Below are 17033 nucleotides of genomic sequence, written 5' to 3'. Positions count from 1 at the left end.
AGGGATCGCACGTATGACCAGCCTCACCCGCCGCGCCCTGCTCGCCTCCACCGCGACCGCGGCCCTCCCTCTGCCGGTCTTTGCGGCAACGTCTGCCCCCATTCCGCCCAATCTGTTCGTCGGCACCGGCGGCCACGGCCACACCTATCCCGGCCCCAGCCTGCCGTTCGGCATGGTCCAGCTCGGCCCCGATACCGACGTCGAGCGGTGGGACGCCTGCTCGGGCTATCACAGCGGCGACGGCTCGATCATGGGGTTCAGCCACACGCACCTGTCGGGCACCGGCGTCGGTGACATGCTCGACGTGCTGCTCGTCCCCACCGCCCAGAAAACCAAAGACGCCCCGGTCCAGCTGCTCCCCGGCCCGCTCGACGACCCGGACAAGGGCTATCGCCAGCGCTTCCGCGACGAACGGGCGGAGCCCGGCTATTATCGCGTCTCGCTGGAAAGCGGCGTCGCGGCCGAACTCACCGTCACCGAACGCACCGGCTGGCATCGCTACAGCTTCCCCGCCGGGGCGGGGCATATCCTGATCGATCTGTCGCACCTGATCCTCGATTCGAGCGATCAGCCGCCGCTCATCACCGATGCGACGCTGGCGGTGGACGCGGCAGGCACGATCATCGGCGCGCGCACCGTCAACCGCTGGGCGAAGGGGCGGCGCATCCATTTCGCGTTGCAACTGTCGCGCCGGCCCGACCGCATCACCTTCTACGGCGACGGCGATGCGCCGCAGCCGGCGGGGTCGCGCAGTGTCGCGGGCATGCGACTGAAGGCGGTGCTGCATTATGACGATGCGGGCAAGGCGCCGATCCTCGCGCGCTGCGGCATTTCCGCGGTCGACATCGCCGGCGCGCGCGCCAACCTCGCCGCGGAGGCGCCGCACTGGGATTTCGACCGCATCCGCCGCGCCGCCCGCGCGCGCTGGGCGGATGTGCTCGACACGATCACCGTCGAGGGCGGCACCGCCGACCAACGCACGATCATGGCCTCCGCGCTCTATCACGCGCAGCTCGCGCCGACATTGTTCAGTGACGTCGACGGCCGCTACGTCGGGCTCGACCGCAAGGTCCACCAGCTGCCCCGCGGGGAGGCCGCGTACAGCACCCTCTCGCTGTGGGACACGTATCGCGCGCTCCACCCGCTGCTGACGATTATCGCACCCGAGCGGGTCCAGAGCCTCGTCGCCGACATGATCCGCCAGACGCAGCAGAGCCCCTATGGCCCGCCGGTCTGGCCGCTGCAGGGGGTCGAGACGGGGTGCATGATCGGCTGGCACGGCGTCTCCGTTCTGGCCGAGGCGCAGGCGAAGGGCATACCTGGCGATTATGCCGCCGCCTGGCCGGGGATCGCCAAGCGGTCCTTCGACTTTACCGCCCCCGACCTCGACAACAGCAAGGGCCGCGACCTCTACGACGCCAAGGGCTATGTCCCCGCCGACGCCTTCTGGGAAAGCGTCAGCCGGACGCAGGAATATGCCTATGACGACTGGGCGTCCGCGCACATCGCGCGCGCGATCGGCAAGACGGCGGAGGCGGACCGCCTGCTCGCGCGGTCGCGCAACTGGCGCAACGTCATCGACGGCCGCATCGGCTTCGCGCGCCCGCGCTTCGCCGACGGCAGCTGGTGGACGCCCTACGACCCCGTCGAGCTCGGCCATATGCCAAAGCCGTGGTGGCGCGACTATACCGAGGCGAACGGCTGGCAGGCGACGTTCCTCAACCAGCACGACGTCTACGGCCTGATCGACCATATGGGGGGCGACGCGACGTTCGAGGCGAAGCTCGACGCGCTGTTCACCGCGCCCTCGACGCTGCCCAAGAACGCGCCGCCCGATATCTCTGGCCTCGTGGGCCAATATGCCCATGGCAACGAGCCCGACCATCACGTCGCCTATCTCTACGCCTACGCCGGCGCGGCCTGGAAGACGCAGGCGATGGTCCGCCGCCTGTGCACCGAGATGTACCGGAACGACCCCGACGGCGTCATCGGCAACGACGATTGCGGGCAGATGAGCGCCTGGTTCGTGCTGTCCGCGCTCGGTTTCTACCCCGTCGACCCGGTCGAGGCGGTCTACGTCTTCGGATCGCCCCTGTTCGAGCGTGTGACATTGCGCCTGCCCGGCGGCAAGCGCCTGGTGGTCGAGGCGCCCGGCAACCGCGCCGACACGCCCTACGTCACCGCGGTCGCGTGGAACGGGCGGCCGTGGAGGAAGACGTGGATCCGCCATGCCGACCTCGTGAAAGGCGGCACGCTGCGCTTCACGATGAGCGCGACGCCGGACAAGGCCTATGGCCGCGCGCCTGCCGACCGGCCGCCGTCGAACGGCCGCACGCGCGCATGATGCCGGCGGCGGCGCTCGCCGCATCGTGCGTCACCGCCGGCACGGGCGGAGCGATCGCCGCCGACCTGCTGCGCGCGCGGATCGCGGAGCGCATAGACCGATGCGGCGCGGTGCGGCTGGTCGTCGCGCCGGTCGATGCCGTCGCCGCCGCGCTGCCGCCCGCGCTGCGCCGGCGCTGGCGTGCCCCCGCGCGCCTGGCGGAGCAGGCCTTTGCGATCCGGCGCGTCGGACCTTTGACGGTGGTGACCGCGCGCGGGACGCGCGGCCTCGTCTATGGCGCGGGCTGGGTGCTGCGGCATCTGGACGTCGCAGGTGGTACCGCGCGGCTCTCGCTGGCGCGCTCGGTGGATCAGGCGCCGGCCTATGCGACGCGCCTGACGCAGATCGGCTACCGGCCGAAGAACAACAGCTATGATGCCTGGACGCTGGCGATGTTCCGGCGACGGATCGAGGATTTCGCGCTCTGGGGCGCGAGCGGCGTGCAGCTGATCGCGCCGGTGTCGGACGATGATGCGACCGGCCCGCTGTTCCCGGCCCCGCCGCGCGAGACGCTGGCCGGGATCGCGACGATCGCGCACCGGCTCGGCCTCCACGTCGCGCTCTATTACCCCGAACTGGGCGATTATGCGACCCCGCGCGCGGTGGCGGCGGAGATGGCCGCGTTCCGCCGGACGCTCGCCGACCTGCCCTATGTCGATGCGCTCTACGTGCCGGGCGGCGACCCCGGCCATACCGCGCCCGACCGTTTGTTCCCGCTCGTCGCGCAGCAGGCGGCCGTGCTGCATGCGCGCAATCCGAAGGCACCGGTCTACATCTCGTCGCAGGGGTTCGACGCCGCCGGCTTCGACGCTTTCTACCGCGAGCTGGACAAACGCCCCGACTGGCTGACCGGCGTGTTCGTCGGGCCGCAGACACGCGATCCTTTGCCGGTGCAGCGCGCGCGCATCCCCGCGCGCTATCCGCTGATCCTCTACCCCGACATCGCGCATACGATGCACGCGCAATTCCCGGTCGACCGCTGGTGGCCCGAATTCGCGCTGACGCAAGGACGCGAACCGATCAACCCGCGCCCCGCCGCCTATGCGCGCATTTTCGCCGATCTCGCACCGCGGACCGCGGGGTCTGTCACCTATTCCGAAGGCGTCAACGACGATTTCAACCAGTTCCTCTGGTTCCGGCTGGGTTGGGACCCGGATACCGATCCGGCCGCCTTTGCGGTCGACTATGCGCGCGTCTTTATCGGCGATCCCCGCGCCGCAGCGCTGCCCGCCGCGCTGGAGGCGAACTGGGTCGGCGATCCGGCGACCAATGCCGGAATCGACGCGACGCTGGCGCGCGCCGACGCGATCCGGCCGGCGCGCTTCGCCGACTGGCGGATCGACGCGCTGCGCTATCGCGCGGTCTACGACGCGCTTGTCCGCCACCGTACGATCGAAGCGCGCGCGCGGCGCGCGGCGGCGCTGGCCGCGTCAGACGCCATCGCTGCGCGCGCGATCCTTGCCCGATCCGACGGCCCGGAAGCGACAGCCCTTCTCGCGCGGCTCAACGCACTCGCCGAACGGCTTTGGCGGGGCGCGCGGCTGCAGCTCAGCGTCCCGCGCTACGGCGCATCGAACGTCGAGCGCGGCGCGAACCTCGACCGCGCGAACATCGACCTGACGGGCCGCGCCTGGATCGAGGCGCAGATGGCGAATGGCTGGCCGATCCCCGACCGCAGCCGCCGCAGCGAGGGCGCGCTCTACGACGATCTCGGCCGCCCCGACGCCGAACCGCATCTGGTGCGCGGGCTTGGCCTGGCGCGTGATCCGCAGGGCTTCGCGACCGCGATCGACGGCATCGCTGACCGCATTCCGGCGGACGGTTGGGACCCCGCCGCACTCGATTATGCCGAAACGCTCTACGACCGGCCGCTGCGCCTGCATTACCCGGGCCTCGACCCACATCGGCAATATCGCCTGACGATCACCTATGCAGGCGAGGATTACACGCTGCCGATCCGGCTCGTCGCCAACGACCGCTTCGTCCTGCAGGACGCCTTCGCCCGTACCGCCAACCCGATGCAGGTGACGCTGGCGATCCCGCGCGCCGCGACCGCGGGCGGCACGCTCGACCTCGCCTGGACGCGCCCGCCCCGCATGGGCGGCAGCGGCCGCGGCAAGCAGATCGCCGAAACCTGGCTGACCCCCGATCCCCTCCCCTCCGGAGCCATGCACCCATGACCGACCTCTCCCGCCGCACGCTCGTCGTCGCCGGCCTCGCCGCGGGCGCCGCGCCTGCCCTTGCCGCCGGGCCGCGCGTATCCACCGTCGTCGCGCCCAAGCCGTGGGGCGCGACGCCCTCGCCACGCCAGCTCGCCTGGCACGCGCGCGAGCGCTACGCCTTCATCCATTTCTCGATCAACACCTTCACCGACCGCGAATGGGGCTATGGCGACGAGAGCCCGGCGCTGTTCAACCCGACCGACTTTTCCGCGGACCAGATCGTCGCCGCGGCGAAGGCGGGGGGCATGACGGGGATCGTCTTCACCGCAAAGCATCACGACGGATTCTGCCTGTGGCCGACGATGCTGACCGAACATTGCATCCGCAACAGCCCGTACAAGAATGGCCATGGCGACATCGTCGGCGAGATGGAACGTGCGGCGCGCCGCGCAGGCCTGTCGTTCGGACTGTATCTGTCGCCTTGGGATCGCAACCATCCCGAATACGGCCGTCCCGCCTATGTCGATTATTATCGCAAGCAGGTGGTCGAGCTGTGCACCCGCTATGGCGAATTGTTCGAATTCTGGTTCGACGGCGCGAACGGCGGCGACGGATATTATGGCGGCGCGCGCGAGACGCGGACGATCGACGCGCCGAAATACTATAACTGGCCCTCGATCATCGCCCTCGTCCACCAGCATCAGCCGATGGCCTGCACCTTCGATCCGCTGGGCAGCGACATCCGCTGGGTCGGTAACGAGGATGGCGTCGCGGGCGATCCGTGCTGGCCGACGATGCCCGACCATCCTTACGTCCAGGCAGAGGGGAACAGCGGCGTGCGCGGCGCACCCTTGTGGTGGCCCGCGGAAACCAACACGTCGATCCGTCCGGGCTGGTTCTACCACGCCGACGAGGACGCGAAGGTGAAGAGTCCGGCACGCCTCGTCCGCTTTTTCGACGAATCGGTCGCGCGCGGCACCAACATGCACCTCAACCTGCCGCCCGACCGGCGCGGGCGGATCGCCGACCATGACGTCGCGGTCCTGAAGAGCTTCGGCGATGCGATCCGCGGAAGCTTCGCCACCGACCTCGCGCAAGGATCGGTCGCGAGCGCGAGCGACGCGCGCGGACCCGGCTTCGCCCCCGCCAGGGTGCTGGACGGCAACCGCGACACCTATTGGTCGACGCCAGACGGCGTGACGACGCCGACGCTGACGCTCGATCTGCCGCCCGGCCGCACCTTCGACCTCATCCGGTTGCGCGAATATCTGCCGCTGGGCGTGCGCGTGACGCAGTTCGCGGTCGAGGCAGAGGTGGGCGGCGCGTGGCAGCGGCTCGCGACGCACGAATGCATCGGGGCGCAGCGGATCATCCGCCTGCCTGCGCCCGTCACCGCGCGCCGCGTGCGGCTGGTCATCCTGGCGGCACCGGCATGTCCCGCGATCAGCGAATTGTCGCTGTTCCGCAGCGTCGCGCCCGTCGCCGTCGCCCCGCCGCAATCGAACGGCCCCACGATCCTGTCGCCGCGCGGCTGGACGATCGTCGCCGCAAGCGCTCCCGGCGCGGAGACGCTGCTCGATACGGACGGGTCGACCGTATGGAGCCAGCCCGCGCCGACCGCGGCAACGCCCGCCAGCGTCACGGTCGACATGGGCGCCGCGCAGTCGCTCGCCGGTTTCAGCCTGACGCCGTGGCGCCATCCCGATGCGGACAGCGCGCCGCCGCGCAGCTATCGCGCCGAAATCAGCCTCGACGGTAAGAGCTGGACCCCGGCCGGCGAGGGCGAGTTTCCCAACATCGCCTATGCCCTGTCGACGCAGCGGATCGGCTTCGCCGCGCCGGTGCGGGCGCGCTACCTGCGCCTTACCTTCTCCGCCGTCGCCAAGCCCGTCGGCAAGCTGGCGATCGCCGACATCGGCGCCTTCACGCGCTGATTCAGGGCAAACGCGCGCCGAGCCCCGCTTCGAGCACGGCATACCATTCGGCGCGCGTCCATTCGACCTTGTACGCGTCTGCGGTCGCGGCGATGCGGTGCGGCTGCTGCGACCCGACGATCGGGATGATGCGTGCCGGGTGCGCCATCACCCAGGCGAGCGCCGCGGTCGCCGCATCGACGCCGAAGCGCGCACCATGCGCCGCCAGCGCGGTCGCGGCCGGGTGCGCGCCCGCCGCCAGCCGCCCGCCGCCGAGCGGCGACCAGGCCATCACCGCAATGTCGGCGCGCATCGCCTGGTCGAGCGTGCCGTCGAACAGCGGCGCGGTGTGCAGGGCGGAAAATTCCGGCTGCGTGCTGACGATCGGCTGGTTCAGGAACGCCTGCACCGCGTCGAGTTCGGCGGGGCTGTGGTTCGACACGCCGACGTTGCGCACCTTGCCGCTGTCGATCATCCGCGCCAGCGCGCCAGCGACCTCCTGCGGATGCGTGAGCAGATCGCGCCGGTGGATCTGGTAAAGCTCGACCCGCTCCACCTGCAACCGCGCCAGCGACGCATCGAGCGCGTCCGCCAGATAGGAAGCACCCGAATTATACGGGATTCCGGGCCGGATGCCGCCCTTGGTCGCGATCACCATCGCCTCGCGCAGCGCCGGCGCCTCTGCCAGCGCGCGCCCGAACAGCACCTCCGCCGATCCGAAGCCTGCGGGCTGGTCCGCGCCATAGATATCGGCGGTGTCAAACAGCGTGATCCCGGCCGCCAACGCCGCATCGATCGCCGCGCGCACCGCGGCGATATCGTCCCCCGCCAGCCGCCACATGCCCCAGGCGATCGGCGAGACCATGATGTCGCTGCGCCCCAACGGGCGCGGCGCGGCGGAAAGCGTGATCGTCGTCATGCCCGACGCCTTGCCACGCCGCCGCCGCGCGCGACAGCCCCCCTCATTCGTAGCGCAACGCCCGAGCCGGCTCGGCGCGCGCCACCCGCCACGCCTGCGCGAAGACGGTGGCCGCCGCGATGGCGATCGCGCCGAGTCCCGCGCTGATGAAGAACGCCGGCGACAGCGCGATGCGGTCGGCGAAGGCGGCAAGCCATTGGCGCATCGCGTAAAAGGCGATCGGCCAGGCGATCAGCGTCGCGACGACGACGGGGCGCAGGAACTGGCCGATGAGCATGCGCAGCACCTCCGCGGTCGACGCGCCGAGCGTCTTCCTGATCCCGATCTCGCGCACCCGCCGCGCGGTGTCGAACGCGGCGAGCCCGTAAAGCCCGATGCACGCGATCACGAGCGCCAGCATCGCCCCCATCGTGAACAGGCGCATGCGCTGCGCATCGGCGCGGATGAAGGCGTCGTATCGCGCCTGCTCCACGGTCTTGGCGTCGAAGGGCACGCCGGGGGCCATCGTCCGCCACACCCGCTCCAGCCGCGTCGACATGGCGGACGGGCTGCCGGTGAAGCGGACGAAGGCGGTGCTGTTCTCCTTCGGCAAGGGTTGCCACACGTACATCATCGCATCGTCGCCGTTCTTGGGGCCGTTGAAACGCATATCGGCGATGACGCCGACGAGCTGCGTCGATTCATGCCCTTCGCTGCTGACGATCTTGCCCGTGGCCTGCGCCGCGCTGCCGAGACCGAGCTTGCGCAGCGCGGCCTCGTTCATCACGACATTGCCGAACGAAATGGTGTCCGGCTTTCGCTTGCGACCGGCATCGTCGGCGGCGAAACGCGGGTCGAACAGCCGCCCGGTGATGAGGCGCGCACCCATCACCTTGAAGAAATCGGCGCCGACGATCGTGAAGTTGAGCGGAACCTCGCCGCCCGCCCCGCCCTGCCGCTTCATCGAACGCAGCATGTACGTGCCGCCGGCGGGCGTGAAGACGCCGTAGGACGCCGCGGTCACGCCGGGCACGGTGCGGAACGCATCGAGCAATCGCTGTCGCCGCCCCGGATCGAGCGCCGCATCGCCCAGCGCAGGCACGAGCATCAGCCCGTTCTGCGCGAAGCCGAGATCGGCGTTGCGCACATGCCGCGTCTGCGCGACGAGCACCGCCGTGCCCGCCCCCAGCGCGATCGCGATGGTGAATTGCAACAGCACGAGCGCCTGCCGCAACCACGCGCCGGCGCGTCCGCCGCCCGGTGCACGCGCGGAGGCAAGCACGCCCGCGGGCTGGAAGCGCGACAGCAGCAATGCGGGATAGAGGCCCGCGACCAAACCGGCGCCGATCGTCAGCAGCGCGAGCGGCAGCAGGATTGAATCGCCCCCGCCGTACCGGATGGCAAGGTTGGTGCCGCCCGCCGCATTGACCAGCGGCAGCGCCAGTTCGGCGAGCGCCAGCCCGAGCAGGCCGGCGAGCGCCGCCGCCGCGATCGATTCGCCCAGGAACTGGACGACGAGCGCGGTCCGCGTCGCCCCCACCACCTTGCGCATCGCGACCTCGCGCGCGCGCAAACCCGCCCGCGCCGTCGCCAGATTGACGTAATTGACCAGCGCGATCAGCAACGTGACGATCCCGATCGTGCCCAGCGTCGTCACCACCGTCTTCGCCGCGCCGTCACGCAAATGCATCGCGTCGAAGCGTTCCAGGCTCAGCGTGATCTTCGATCCGGGAAACGCCTCCTTCGCTGGATGCCGGCGTAGGAAGCCGGGCAGCTGTGCCGACAGCGCACGCGCCGCCGCGGGATCGGGCAGGCTGAGCAGCACCGTCGTGTCTCCGAAGCTCCAGTCGTTGCGCTCGTCCCCCTTGAGCGGGCCGATCGGTACGAACACGCCGGCTTCGTAAATGGTATCGGCGGGCAGGTCGCGTAGCACCGCGGCGACGACATAGTCGGCGGTCCTGCCCTCCTGCGTCATCGTCAGCGTCCGCCCCATGGCGTTCGCGGTACCGCCGAAATAGGTGCGCGCCACCGTCTCGGTGATCGCCGCCGCGCCCGGCGTGCGCATCGCGCGCATCGGGTCGCCCGCCACCGCCGGATAGGGCAGCAGGCGGAAGAAGCTCGGATCTGCCCGGATCACGCTTTCGCTCGACGCGCCCATCCCCTTGCGGATGCTCGCATTGCCCATCGTGAAGCGCGTGCCCCGCGTGCCCGGATAATCGCCCTGGATCAGCAACAGGAAACGCGCGGAGGTGGTGACGTTGTCGAACGGATCGAAATTGGGCACCGCGACCTGCGTGTGGATCAGCCACAGCCGGTCGCTCCCCGGCAGCCAGCGACCGTATCCCGTCTCGAACCGCACGTAGAGGAACAGGACGAGGAAGACGGCGATGCCGAGCGCGAGGCCGCCGATGTTGAGCACCGCGTACAGGCGATGCCGCGCGAGCGAGCGATAGAGCGAGGTGAGCATGGTGTGCATCGACAGACCGCCCCTTATTCGTAGCGCAGCGCGCGGGCGGGCTCGGCACGGGCGACGCGCCACGCCTGAGCGAAGATGGTCGCGGTCGCGATGGCCACCGCCGCCAGCGCGACACCGACGAACACCATCGGCGACAGCGCGATCCGGTCGTCGAAGCCGCCCAGCCAGCGCCGCATCGCGACGAACGCGATCGGCCAGGCGATTATGTTCGCCAGCACGACCGGCCGCATGAACTGCCCGATCAATAGGCGCAGCACATCCGCCGTCGATGCGCCCAGCGTCTTCCTGATACCGATCTCCTTGATCCGCCGCGCGGTATCGAAGGCGGCAAGGCCGTAAAGCCCGATACAGCCGATCAGCACCGCGAGCACCGCCCCGATCGTGAACAGGTTCGCGCGCTGCGCGTCGGTCTTGTAATAGCGGCGATATAGATTCTCCTCGACCGTGCGACCCGCGAAGGGAACGGTGGGTACGACCCGCTTCCATGTCGCTTCCGCCGCATCGCGGAAGGCGGCGGGATCGCCGTCGTAGCGGACCATGCCGTACGGGCTGGCGAACGGCTGGCTCGCATAGCGATATTCGACGCTGGCGACCGGCTCGCGCGGACCGCGGAAGCGCAGGTCGTCGACGACACCGACGATCGTCATCGTGCCGTTACCGTCCAGCGACTGGCCGATGGCGGCGGCGGGATTGGCAAAACCCAAGTCAGCGGCGGCGGTACGGTTGATGATGACGTTGTACGGTGCCTTGCTGCCCTTCTGGCGCAGCGCGGTATCGTCGGCGGGATGCGCCGTGTCGAACAGGCGCCCCGCGATCAGGCGGGCGCCGACGGTCGGGAAGTAGTTGGTGCCGACCGTGACGTCCATCGTCGAATGACCACGACTTTCGTCGAGCCCCGCGCGATAGATGTTCGACGTGTTGGTCATCATCTGATCGCCCGGCGCGTTCTGCGCCGAGGTGACCGCGGAGACGCCCGGCAAGGCGGCGAAGGCGCGCAGCACGCTCGCCTGCTGGTTTTCCTCGACCCACGCGAATTTGGTCAGGATGAACAGGCTTTCCCGCTTGAAGCCGAGATCGGCGGCGCGGACGTGCGCCGCCTGCGCCAGCATCGTCACGGTACTGATGCCGAAAGCGATGGCGATCGCGAACTGGCCGACGACCAGCGCGGCGCGCAGCCGCGCGCCCGCCCGGCCGCCACCCGGCGCCCGCGCCGAGGCGAGCACCGCCGCGGGTCGAAAGCGCGTCAGCACCAATGCGGGATAGAGGCCCGCGACGGCACCGACGACGAACACCATGACGATCAGCGGGGGCAGGATCGACCCCGCCCCGAGATAGCGGATCGACAGCGCCATGCCGCCCGCCGCATTGACCAGCGGCAAGGCGAGTTCGGCGATCGCCAGACCGATCAGCGCGGCAAGCGCCACGGTCGCCATCGCCTCCAGCATGAACTGGCGCAGCAGCGCTGCCCGCGTGCCACCGAGGACCTTGCGGACCGCCACTTCCCTTGCCCGCAGTCCCGAACGGGCGGTCGCCAGGTTGACGTAATTGACGATCGCGATGAGCAGGGTCAGCGCACCGACGATGCCGAGCGTCGTCACCGCGCTGCGATCGGCGGGATCGTACAGATGATTGTCGACCAGCGGTCGCAGCGACTGCTGCCACTGCCCCTTCTTGATATTGCCGTCCGGGAAGACGTGCCGCTCCGCGAAACGGCTCAGTTCGGCCTCGAATGCAGTTGCGGCGACCCGGTCGGGAAAGCGGAGGAAGGTGGTCAGCGACGTGCTGCCCCAATGATCGAACCATTCGTTGGCGAAACGGGCGCGCACGATCGGCACGAAAATGTCGCTGGGAAAGCTGAAGTCCGTCGGCATATCGGCGATCACCGCCGCGACGCGATAGGTGAAGGTCTTGCCGTCGATGGTAATGGTCAGCGACCTGCCGATCGCCGGCTGCGTCCCGAAATATTTCCGGGCGACCTGCTGCGTGATGACCGCCGAATCGGGCCCGGCGAGCGCCTTCGCGGGATCGCCATTGGCGGTGGGAAAGGTCAGCAGCGCGAAGAAATTGGGATCGACCGCGGACAATTGCTCGTCGGTGACGGTGCTGCCCTGGTGGACGATCGCGTTCATCGGCCAGAAGCGCGTGCCGGTGACGTCCGGATAGTCGCCGCGCAGGTGATCCAGGAACGCACCCATCGTGTACGGGCTCGCCTCTTTCGGATAACCCGGCGTGAAATAGCGTTCCTGGACGATGTACAGCTTGTCCGCGCCCGGTATCGAGCGGTCGTAACCCGTCTCGAACCGCACGTAGAGGAACAGCACCAGGAACACCGCGATACCGAGCGCCAGCCCGCCGATATTGAGCAGCGCGAACAGGCGATGGCGGGTCAGCGCGCGGTAGAAACTGATCAGCGCGGATGCGGGGGCGGACATCGGGAAATACCCTTCAGGCAGCAGGGCGGGTCTGCGCGGCGACGCGCAGGACCAGCAGCAGGACGAGGATCAGCAGCACGACGACGAGACCGTTGCCGCGCGCACGAGGAGCGCGGCGCAGCATCACGCCGCCAACCGCGCGGAGGCGAGGATGCGGCCGTCGAGCATGTGGACGGTGCGCTTGGCGATGTCGGCATGCGCGGGGCTGTGCGTGACCATGACGATCGTCGCGCCCTCCGCGTTGAGCTGTTGCAGAATCTCCATGACCTGCGCGCCGTTCGCGGTGTCTAGGTTGCCGGTCGGTTCGTCCGCCAGGATCAGGCGCGGTTCGCCGACGATCGCGCGCGCGATCGCGGCGCGCTGTTGCTGACCGCCCGACAATTGGTGCGGGTGATGGCGCTGGCGATGCGCGATGCCGACGCGGTCCATCGCCGCGGCGATCCGCTCCTTCTTCTCGCGCGCGGGCATCGCGCGGTAGGCGAGGCCGAGCGCGACATTCTCCGCGATCGTCAGCTCGTCGATCAGGTTGAAGCTCTGGAACACGAAGCCCAGCCGGTCGCGGCGCAGCTTCGCCAGCGCCGCCTCGGGCGCCGCGGCGATGTCCTCGCCCTCGAACAGATATTTGCCGCCGCTCGGCCGGTCGATCGTGCCCAGGATGTTGAGCAAAGTCGACTTGCCGCAGCCCGACGGCCCCATGATGGCGACGAATTCGCCCTTTTCGACGTGGAGGTCGATGCCGCCCAAGGCGGTCGTCTCGACCTCGTCGGAGGCATAGGTGCGGCTGACGTCCTGAAGCTGGATCATGGCAAGTCCTATCGGATGAGGAGGGTCTGGTATTGGGCGTAGGTGGCGAGCGGCGTCGTCACGATGCGCTCGCCGGGATTGAGCCCGCCGGTCACCTCGACCTGGTCGGGGTTGCGGCGACCGGTCTGGATCGGGCGGCGCACGGCGCGGCCGCTGCCGTCCATGACGAAGGCGGTGGCGCCGCCCGCATCCAGCCAGCCGCCCGCCGGCGCGACGATCGCGGGGCGGTCCGCGCCGAGGATCAGGCGCACGTCCAGCGTCTGGCCCCGGTTGAGTCCCGCCGGCACGCGGCCGTCGAACCCGAATTCGACGCGGAAGCGCCCTTCGGTCACCTGCGGCAGGATGCGGATGACGTGGAGCGGATAGCTCGTGCCGTCGAGGTCGGCGCGCGCGGCAAGGCCCGTCCGCACCCGGCCGAGGTAGAATTGGTCGACGTCGGCGACGAGCTTCCACTGGCCTTCCGAATCGATCTGGCCGACGGGGTCGCCGGCCTTCAGGATCTGGCCGGGCTGGATGGTGAAGGCGGTCAGCCGCCCCGCGACTGGCGCGCGTACGGTCAGCGCCGCGAGGCTCGCGCGCACCATCGCCAGGCTTTCGCGCAATTCGCGCGCGGTCGCGGTGATGCCGGCGGACTGGTCGGCGAGCGTGCCGTTCGCCTGCGCCTGTCCCGCGGTCAGCGCGGCGACGCGGTTCGTCTGATAGACGACCTCTTCGCGCAAGGGGTCGATCGCGGCGGCGGTGACGAATCCCTTGTCGTACAGCACCTGTTTCTGGCGCAGCGCGGTTTGCGCCTTCGACAGCGCGTTGCGCGCATCGGCGATGTCGCGGGCGCTGTCCTGGCGGGTGCGCTGCACGGAGAGCGCCGCGCCGCTGTTCGCGCTGAGCTGGCCGACGATGCCCGCCGAGCGGCTGGCGACGTCCAGCTCGAGCCCGGGGTTGGACAGCCGCGCGAGTGGCGCACCCGCGGCGACCATCGTACCGTCCGCGGCGATCACCTGGGCCACCGATCCGCCCTGCACCGCGGCGACGTAGACGGTGCGCAAGGGCGCGACTTCGGCACGCAGCGGCACGAAATCGCGGAACGCCTCGCGCACGACGGCACCGGTGCGGATGCCCTGCGCATCGACCGCCAGGCTGTTGCCCCCCGGCATCAGCCACCACAAGGCGACGGCGGCGCAGGCGATCGCGACGCCGATCGCGATCCGCACGATCCGCTTGCGGCGCCGAGCGCCCGGGCGTTCGATACGGCGATCCATGCTCGCGCCGCTGATCGGGGTCGAAGAAGGCGTGTCCAACATGGCGGACAGTGTAGGCCGGACAGCGTCCGTGGGCCTAAAGCACTGATCCGATGCGATTTTACGACACCCCTAGCCAGCCTTCCGCCGCCGGCTGTAGCAAGTGTCCGTTTCCGAACAGGGATGCCGCGATGTCAACCGAATCACCCCGCATCCTCGTCGTCGACGACGACGCCGACATCGCCCGCGCGGCGCAACTGCTGCTGGAGCGGCACGGCATGCGCGTCGCCACTGCCGCCGATCCCGACGCCGCCTGGGTCGCGCTGGCGCAACGGCCCGCCGACGTCATCCTGCTCGACCTCAATTTCGCGCGCGGGCGGACCAGCGGCGAAGAAGGCTTCGCGCTGCTCGACCGGCTGATCGCGGCGGACCGGCATGCTGTGGTCATCGTCGTCACCGGCCACAGCGGCATCCAGGTCGCGGTACAGGCGATGCGCGGCGGCGCGGCCGATTTCGTCATCAAGCCATGGAGCAACGCGCGCCTGCTCGCCACCGTCGAACGCGGCATCGCGCTGGCGCAGGCGAAACGCGACGCCGCGCCGTTGCCGCCCGCCGATGCCGCCCCCGCGTTGCTCGGCGACAGCGCCGCCATCGCCGCGGTCCGCGACCTGATCGCGCGGATCGCGCCGACCGATGCGCCCGTGCTGCTGCGCGGGGCGGCCGGCACCGGCAAGACGCTGGCCGCGTCCGCGATCCACCGCGCTTCGCCGCGCGCCGACGCGCCGCTGGTGACGCTGGACGCCGGGGCGGCGGATGCGGCGATGCTCGACGCCGCGCTGGCGGAGGCGGCGGGCGCCAGCCTGGTGATCGACCAGGTCGACCGGCTCGCACCCGGCCTGCAGCCCGTGCTCGCACGCGGCCTCGCGGGCATACGCGTGATCGCGACCAGCCGGTGCGACCGCCCGACGCTGATCGCTGCGCTGCACGAGGATCTGCTCGACCGGATCGCGACGATCGAGATCGACCTGCCCCCGCTCGCCGCGCGCGGCGACGATGCGCTTCTGATCGCACGCCATTTCCTCGCCGTCTTCGCGGGCCGTCACGGCAAGTCCGCCCGTGCGCTGACGCCGGAGGCGGCGCGCGCGATCGCCGCCGATGCCTGGCCCGACAATGTGCGCGGAGTGCGCCGCGCCGCGGAGCGTGCGGTGCTGCTCGGCACGGGCGAGGCACATGACGTCGCCGATCTCGCCCTGGCACTGCCGCCCGACGACCTTTCGCCGCGTGCGCTCGCCAGCGACCTCAATCTCGCGCGCAGCGAGGAGACGCTGGTTGCCGCCGCGCTCAAGCGTCACGCCTTCAATGTCAGTCGCGCCGCCGCCGAACTCGGGCTGACGCGCGCCGCGCTCTATCGCCGCATGGCGCGCTATGGCCTCTGATCGCGTCGCCACCGGCGTGCGCATGCTCGTCGCGACCGCGGCCGGTGCGGCAGCGGCGTGGAGCGCGGCGGCGGGGCTGTACGCCACCACTGTGCTCGCCTTACTGGTCGCCGCCTGGACGGGGGGCGCCGCGGTGTTCGCGCTCCGGCCGCCACTGCCGCCGCCCCCGCCACCACCCGTTCCCGCCGGCGAGGACGAACGCCGCCGCCTCGTTGCCTATCTCGATCTGTCGCCCGCGCCGCTCGTCGTGCTCGAGGACGGCGTGCTGCGCGCGGTCAATCGGGCTGCGCGCCGCCTGTTCGCTGCGGACGATACGATCGCCGCCGCCCCGCCCGCGCTGGTCGCGGTGATGACGCAGACCGCGCCCGGCCGCACCGCGACGGTCACGCTGGATCAGGGGGGTATCGCCCGCCCGTTCGCGCTGGCGGCGGGCGAGTTGCTGCTGGGCGGCCGGGTGGCGCAGGTCGGCGCGCTGATCGACATAGGCACGGAGCTGAAGGCGGCGGAGGCGACCGCGCTGCGCGACCTCGTCCAGGTGCTCAGCCACGAGATCGTCAACGCGCTGACCCCCATCGCCTCGCTGGCGGATACCGCGGCGGCGATGCTACGCGATACGCCGCCCGATCTTGCCGCGGTGCGCGAGGCGGTGGAAACGGTCGCGCGCCGGTCCGGTGGGCTTCAGCGGTTCGGCGACACGTACCGCAGCCTTGCGCGCCTGCCCGCGCCCGACCGCAACCGGGTCGGGATCGCCGATCTCACCACCGACCTTGCCCGCCTGTTCGCGGTCCGCTGGCCGGGAATCGTGCTCGACGTCGACATCACACACGCGCCGCCGACGATACTTGCCGATGCGGACCAGCTCTCCGCCGCCTTGTGGGCGGTCCTCCAGAATGCGGCCGAGGCGATGATCGATGCCGCCGTGCCCGCCCCGGCGGCGCGACTGGCGGCGACGACGACGGTCGATGCCGTCGCCTTCACCATCGCCAATCGCGGCCCCGCGATCACGCCCGAGTTGGCCGAGACGATCTTCCATCCGTTCATGACCACCAAGCCCGAAGGCAGCGGCGTCGGCCTCGCGCTCGCGCGGCAGATCGTGCGCGGTCATGGCGGCGACATCGCGCTGCTGCCTGCTGCGGGGGGCTGGACCGCGTTCGTCGCCAGCCTGCCGCTGCCCCGCGGCTTCTGAACGATCCGTCGTGCCTAGCAATCCTTTGCAGGAAAATTCGACGCCTTCACGAAAGCGTCATTGGTTCTACTTTGGTCCGTAATGAATGGAATCTAGCGCGCCTCGCAA

Annotated in this window: 10 protein-coding genes; 5 read left to right on the top strand and 5 right to left on the bottom strand. The window is 70.2% G+C overall.

From position 1 onward, the window contains the following. The first annotated feature begins 13 nt into the window (after window positions 1-13). Genes DM480_RS09405 through DM480_RS09395 form a run of 3 tightly spaced genes read left to right on the top strand, consistent with a single transcriptional unit; the run spans window position 14 to window position 6479 of the window. Complete coding sequence (locus DM480_RS09405; protein ID WP_115378591.1) at window positions 14-2344, top strand: GH92 family glycosyl hydrolase; 2331 nt, start codon at window positions 14-16, stop codon at window positions 2342-2344. After that, entirely contained in the window at window positions 2341-4563 is a 2223-nt protein-coding gene (locus tag DM480_RS09400; protein WP_115378590.1) for a hypothetical protein, read from the top strand. Before DM480_RS09405 ends, DM480_RS09400 begins: the two co-directional genes overlap by 4 nt. Continuing rightward, entirely contained in the window at window positions 4560-6479 is a 1920-nt protein-coding gene (locus DM480_RS09395; RefSeq protein ID WP_115378589.1) for an alpha-L-fucosidase, read from the top strand. The genes DM480_RS09400 and DM480_RS09395 overlap by 4 nt, the downstream gene beginning before the upstream one ends. A gap of 1 nt (window position 6480) precedes the next feature. Here DM480_RS09395 and DM480_RS09390 read toward each other — a convergent pair whose 3' ends face one another. The 5 genes from DM480_RS09390 to DM480_RS09370 all read right to left on the bottom strand — a co-directional run bounded on the left by DM480_RS09390 (window position 6481) and on the right by DM480_RS09370 (window position 14324). Beyond that, window positions 6481-7377 carry an aldo/keto reductase gene (locus tag DM480_RS09390; protein WP_115378588.1) on the bottom strand — a complete coding sequence of 299 codons (897 nt, stop codon included), beginning with the start codon at window positions 7375-7377 and terminating at the stop codon, window positions 6481-6483. A 43-nt stretch (window positions 7378-7420) separates the two neighbouring features. Then, window positions 7421-9832 carry an FtsX-like permease family protein gene (locus DM480_RS09385; RefSeq protein WP_232833937.1) on the bottom strand — a complete coding sequence of 804 codons (2412 nt, stop codon included), beginning with the start codon at window positions 9830-9832 and terminating at the stop codon, window positions 7421-7423. A gap of 14 nt (window positions 9833-9846) precedes the next feature. Then, window positions 9847-12264 carry an ABC transporter permease gene (locus tag DM480_RS09380; RefSeq protein WP_115378586.1) on the bottom strand — a complete coding sequence of 806 codons (2418 nt, stop codon included), beginning with the start codon at window positions 12262-12264 and terminating at the stop codon, window positions 9847-9849. 123 nt (window positions 12265-12387) lie between these two features. Next, complete coding sequence (locus DM480_RS09375) at window positions 12388-13068, bottom strand: ABC transporter ATP-binding protein (RefSeq protein WP_115378585.1); 681 nt, start codon at window positions 13066-13068, stop codon at window positions 12388-12390. 8 nt (window positions 13069-13076) lie between these two features. Then, entirely contained in the window at window positions 13077-14324 is a 1248-nt protein-coding gene (locus DM480_RS09370; RefSeq protein ID WP_115381097.1) for an efflux RND transporter periplasmic adaptor subunit, read from the bottom strand. Between the two features lie 170 nt (window positions 14325-14494). On the opposite strand from DM480_RS09370, the gene DM480_RS09365 reads away from it, so the two are divergent. Together DM480_RS09365 and DM480_RS09360 are read left to right on the top strand one after the other, a co-directional pair. Further along, window positions 14495-15739: a sigma-54-dependent transcriptional regulator gene (locus tag DM480_RS09365; RefSeq protein ID WP_115378584.1), complete on the top strand. Its 1245-nt coding sequence runs from the start codon at window positions 14495-14497 to the stop codon at window positions 15737-15739. Continuing rightward, window positions 15729-16925, top strand: a complete 1197-nt coding sequence (locus DM480_RS09360; RefSeq protein ID WP_115378583.1) for a sensor histidine kinase — start codon at window positions 15729-15731, stop codon at window positions 16923-16925. Before DM480_RS09365 ends, DM480_RS09360 begins: the two co-directional genes overlap by 11 nt. Window positions 16926-17033 lie beyond the last annotated feature (108 nt).

Origin of the sequence: Sphingomonas sp. FARSPH (genome assembly GCF_003355005.1) — a bacterium.
In the GTDB taxonomy this organism is placed as follows: domain Bacteria; phylum Pseudomonadota; class Alphaproteobacteria; order Sphingomonadales; family Sphingomonadaceae; genus Sphingomonas.
Note: the sequence above shows the minus strand (reverse complement) of the source record. Positions and strands in the feature narration are given on the sequence as shown.

Bases quoted from the DNA above. Each gene is read 5' to 3' on its own strand.
- DM480_RS09405 (WP_115378591.1), top strand. From the start codon at position 14: ATGACCAGCCTCACCCGCCGCGCCCTGCTCGCCTCCACCGCGACCGCG.
- DM480_RS09400 (WP_115378590.1), top strand. From the start codon at position 2,341: ATGATGCCGGCGGCGGCGCTCGCCGCATCGTGCGTCACCGCCGGCACG.
- DM480_RS09395 (WP_115378589.1), top strand. From the start codon at position 4,560: ATGACCGACCTCTCCCGCCGCACGCTCGTCGTCGCCGGCCTCGCCGCG.
- DM480_RS09390 (WP_115378588.1), bottom strand. From the start codon at position 7,377: ATGACGACGATCACGCTTTCCGCCGCGCCGCGCCCGTTGGGGCGCAGC.
- DM480_RS09385 (WP_232833937.1), bottom strand. From the start codon at position 9,832: ATGCACACCATGCTCACCTCGCTCTATCGCTCGCTCGCGCGGCATCGC.
- DM480_RS09380 (WP_115378586.1), bottom strand. From the start codon at position 12,264: ATGTCCGCCCCCGCATCCGCGCTGATCAGTTTCTACCGCGCGCTGACC.
- DM480_RS09375 (WP_115378585.1), bottom strand. From the start codon at position 13,068: ATGATCCAGCTTCAGGACGTCAGCCGCACCTATGCCTCCGACGAGGTC.
- DM480_RS09370 (WP_115381097.1), bottom strand. From the start codon at position 14,324: ATGGATCGCCGTATCGAACGCCCGGGCGCTCGGCGCCGCAAGCGGATC.
- DM480_RS09365 (WP_115378584.1), top strand. From the start codon at position 14,495: ATGTCAACCGAATCACCCCGCATCCTCGTCGTCGACGACGACGCCGAC.
- DM480_RS09360 (WP_115378583.1), top strand. From the start codon at position 15,729: ATGGCCTCTGATCGCGTCGCCACCGGCGTGCGCATGCTCGTCGCGACC.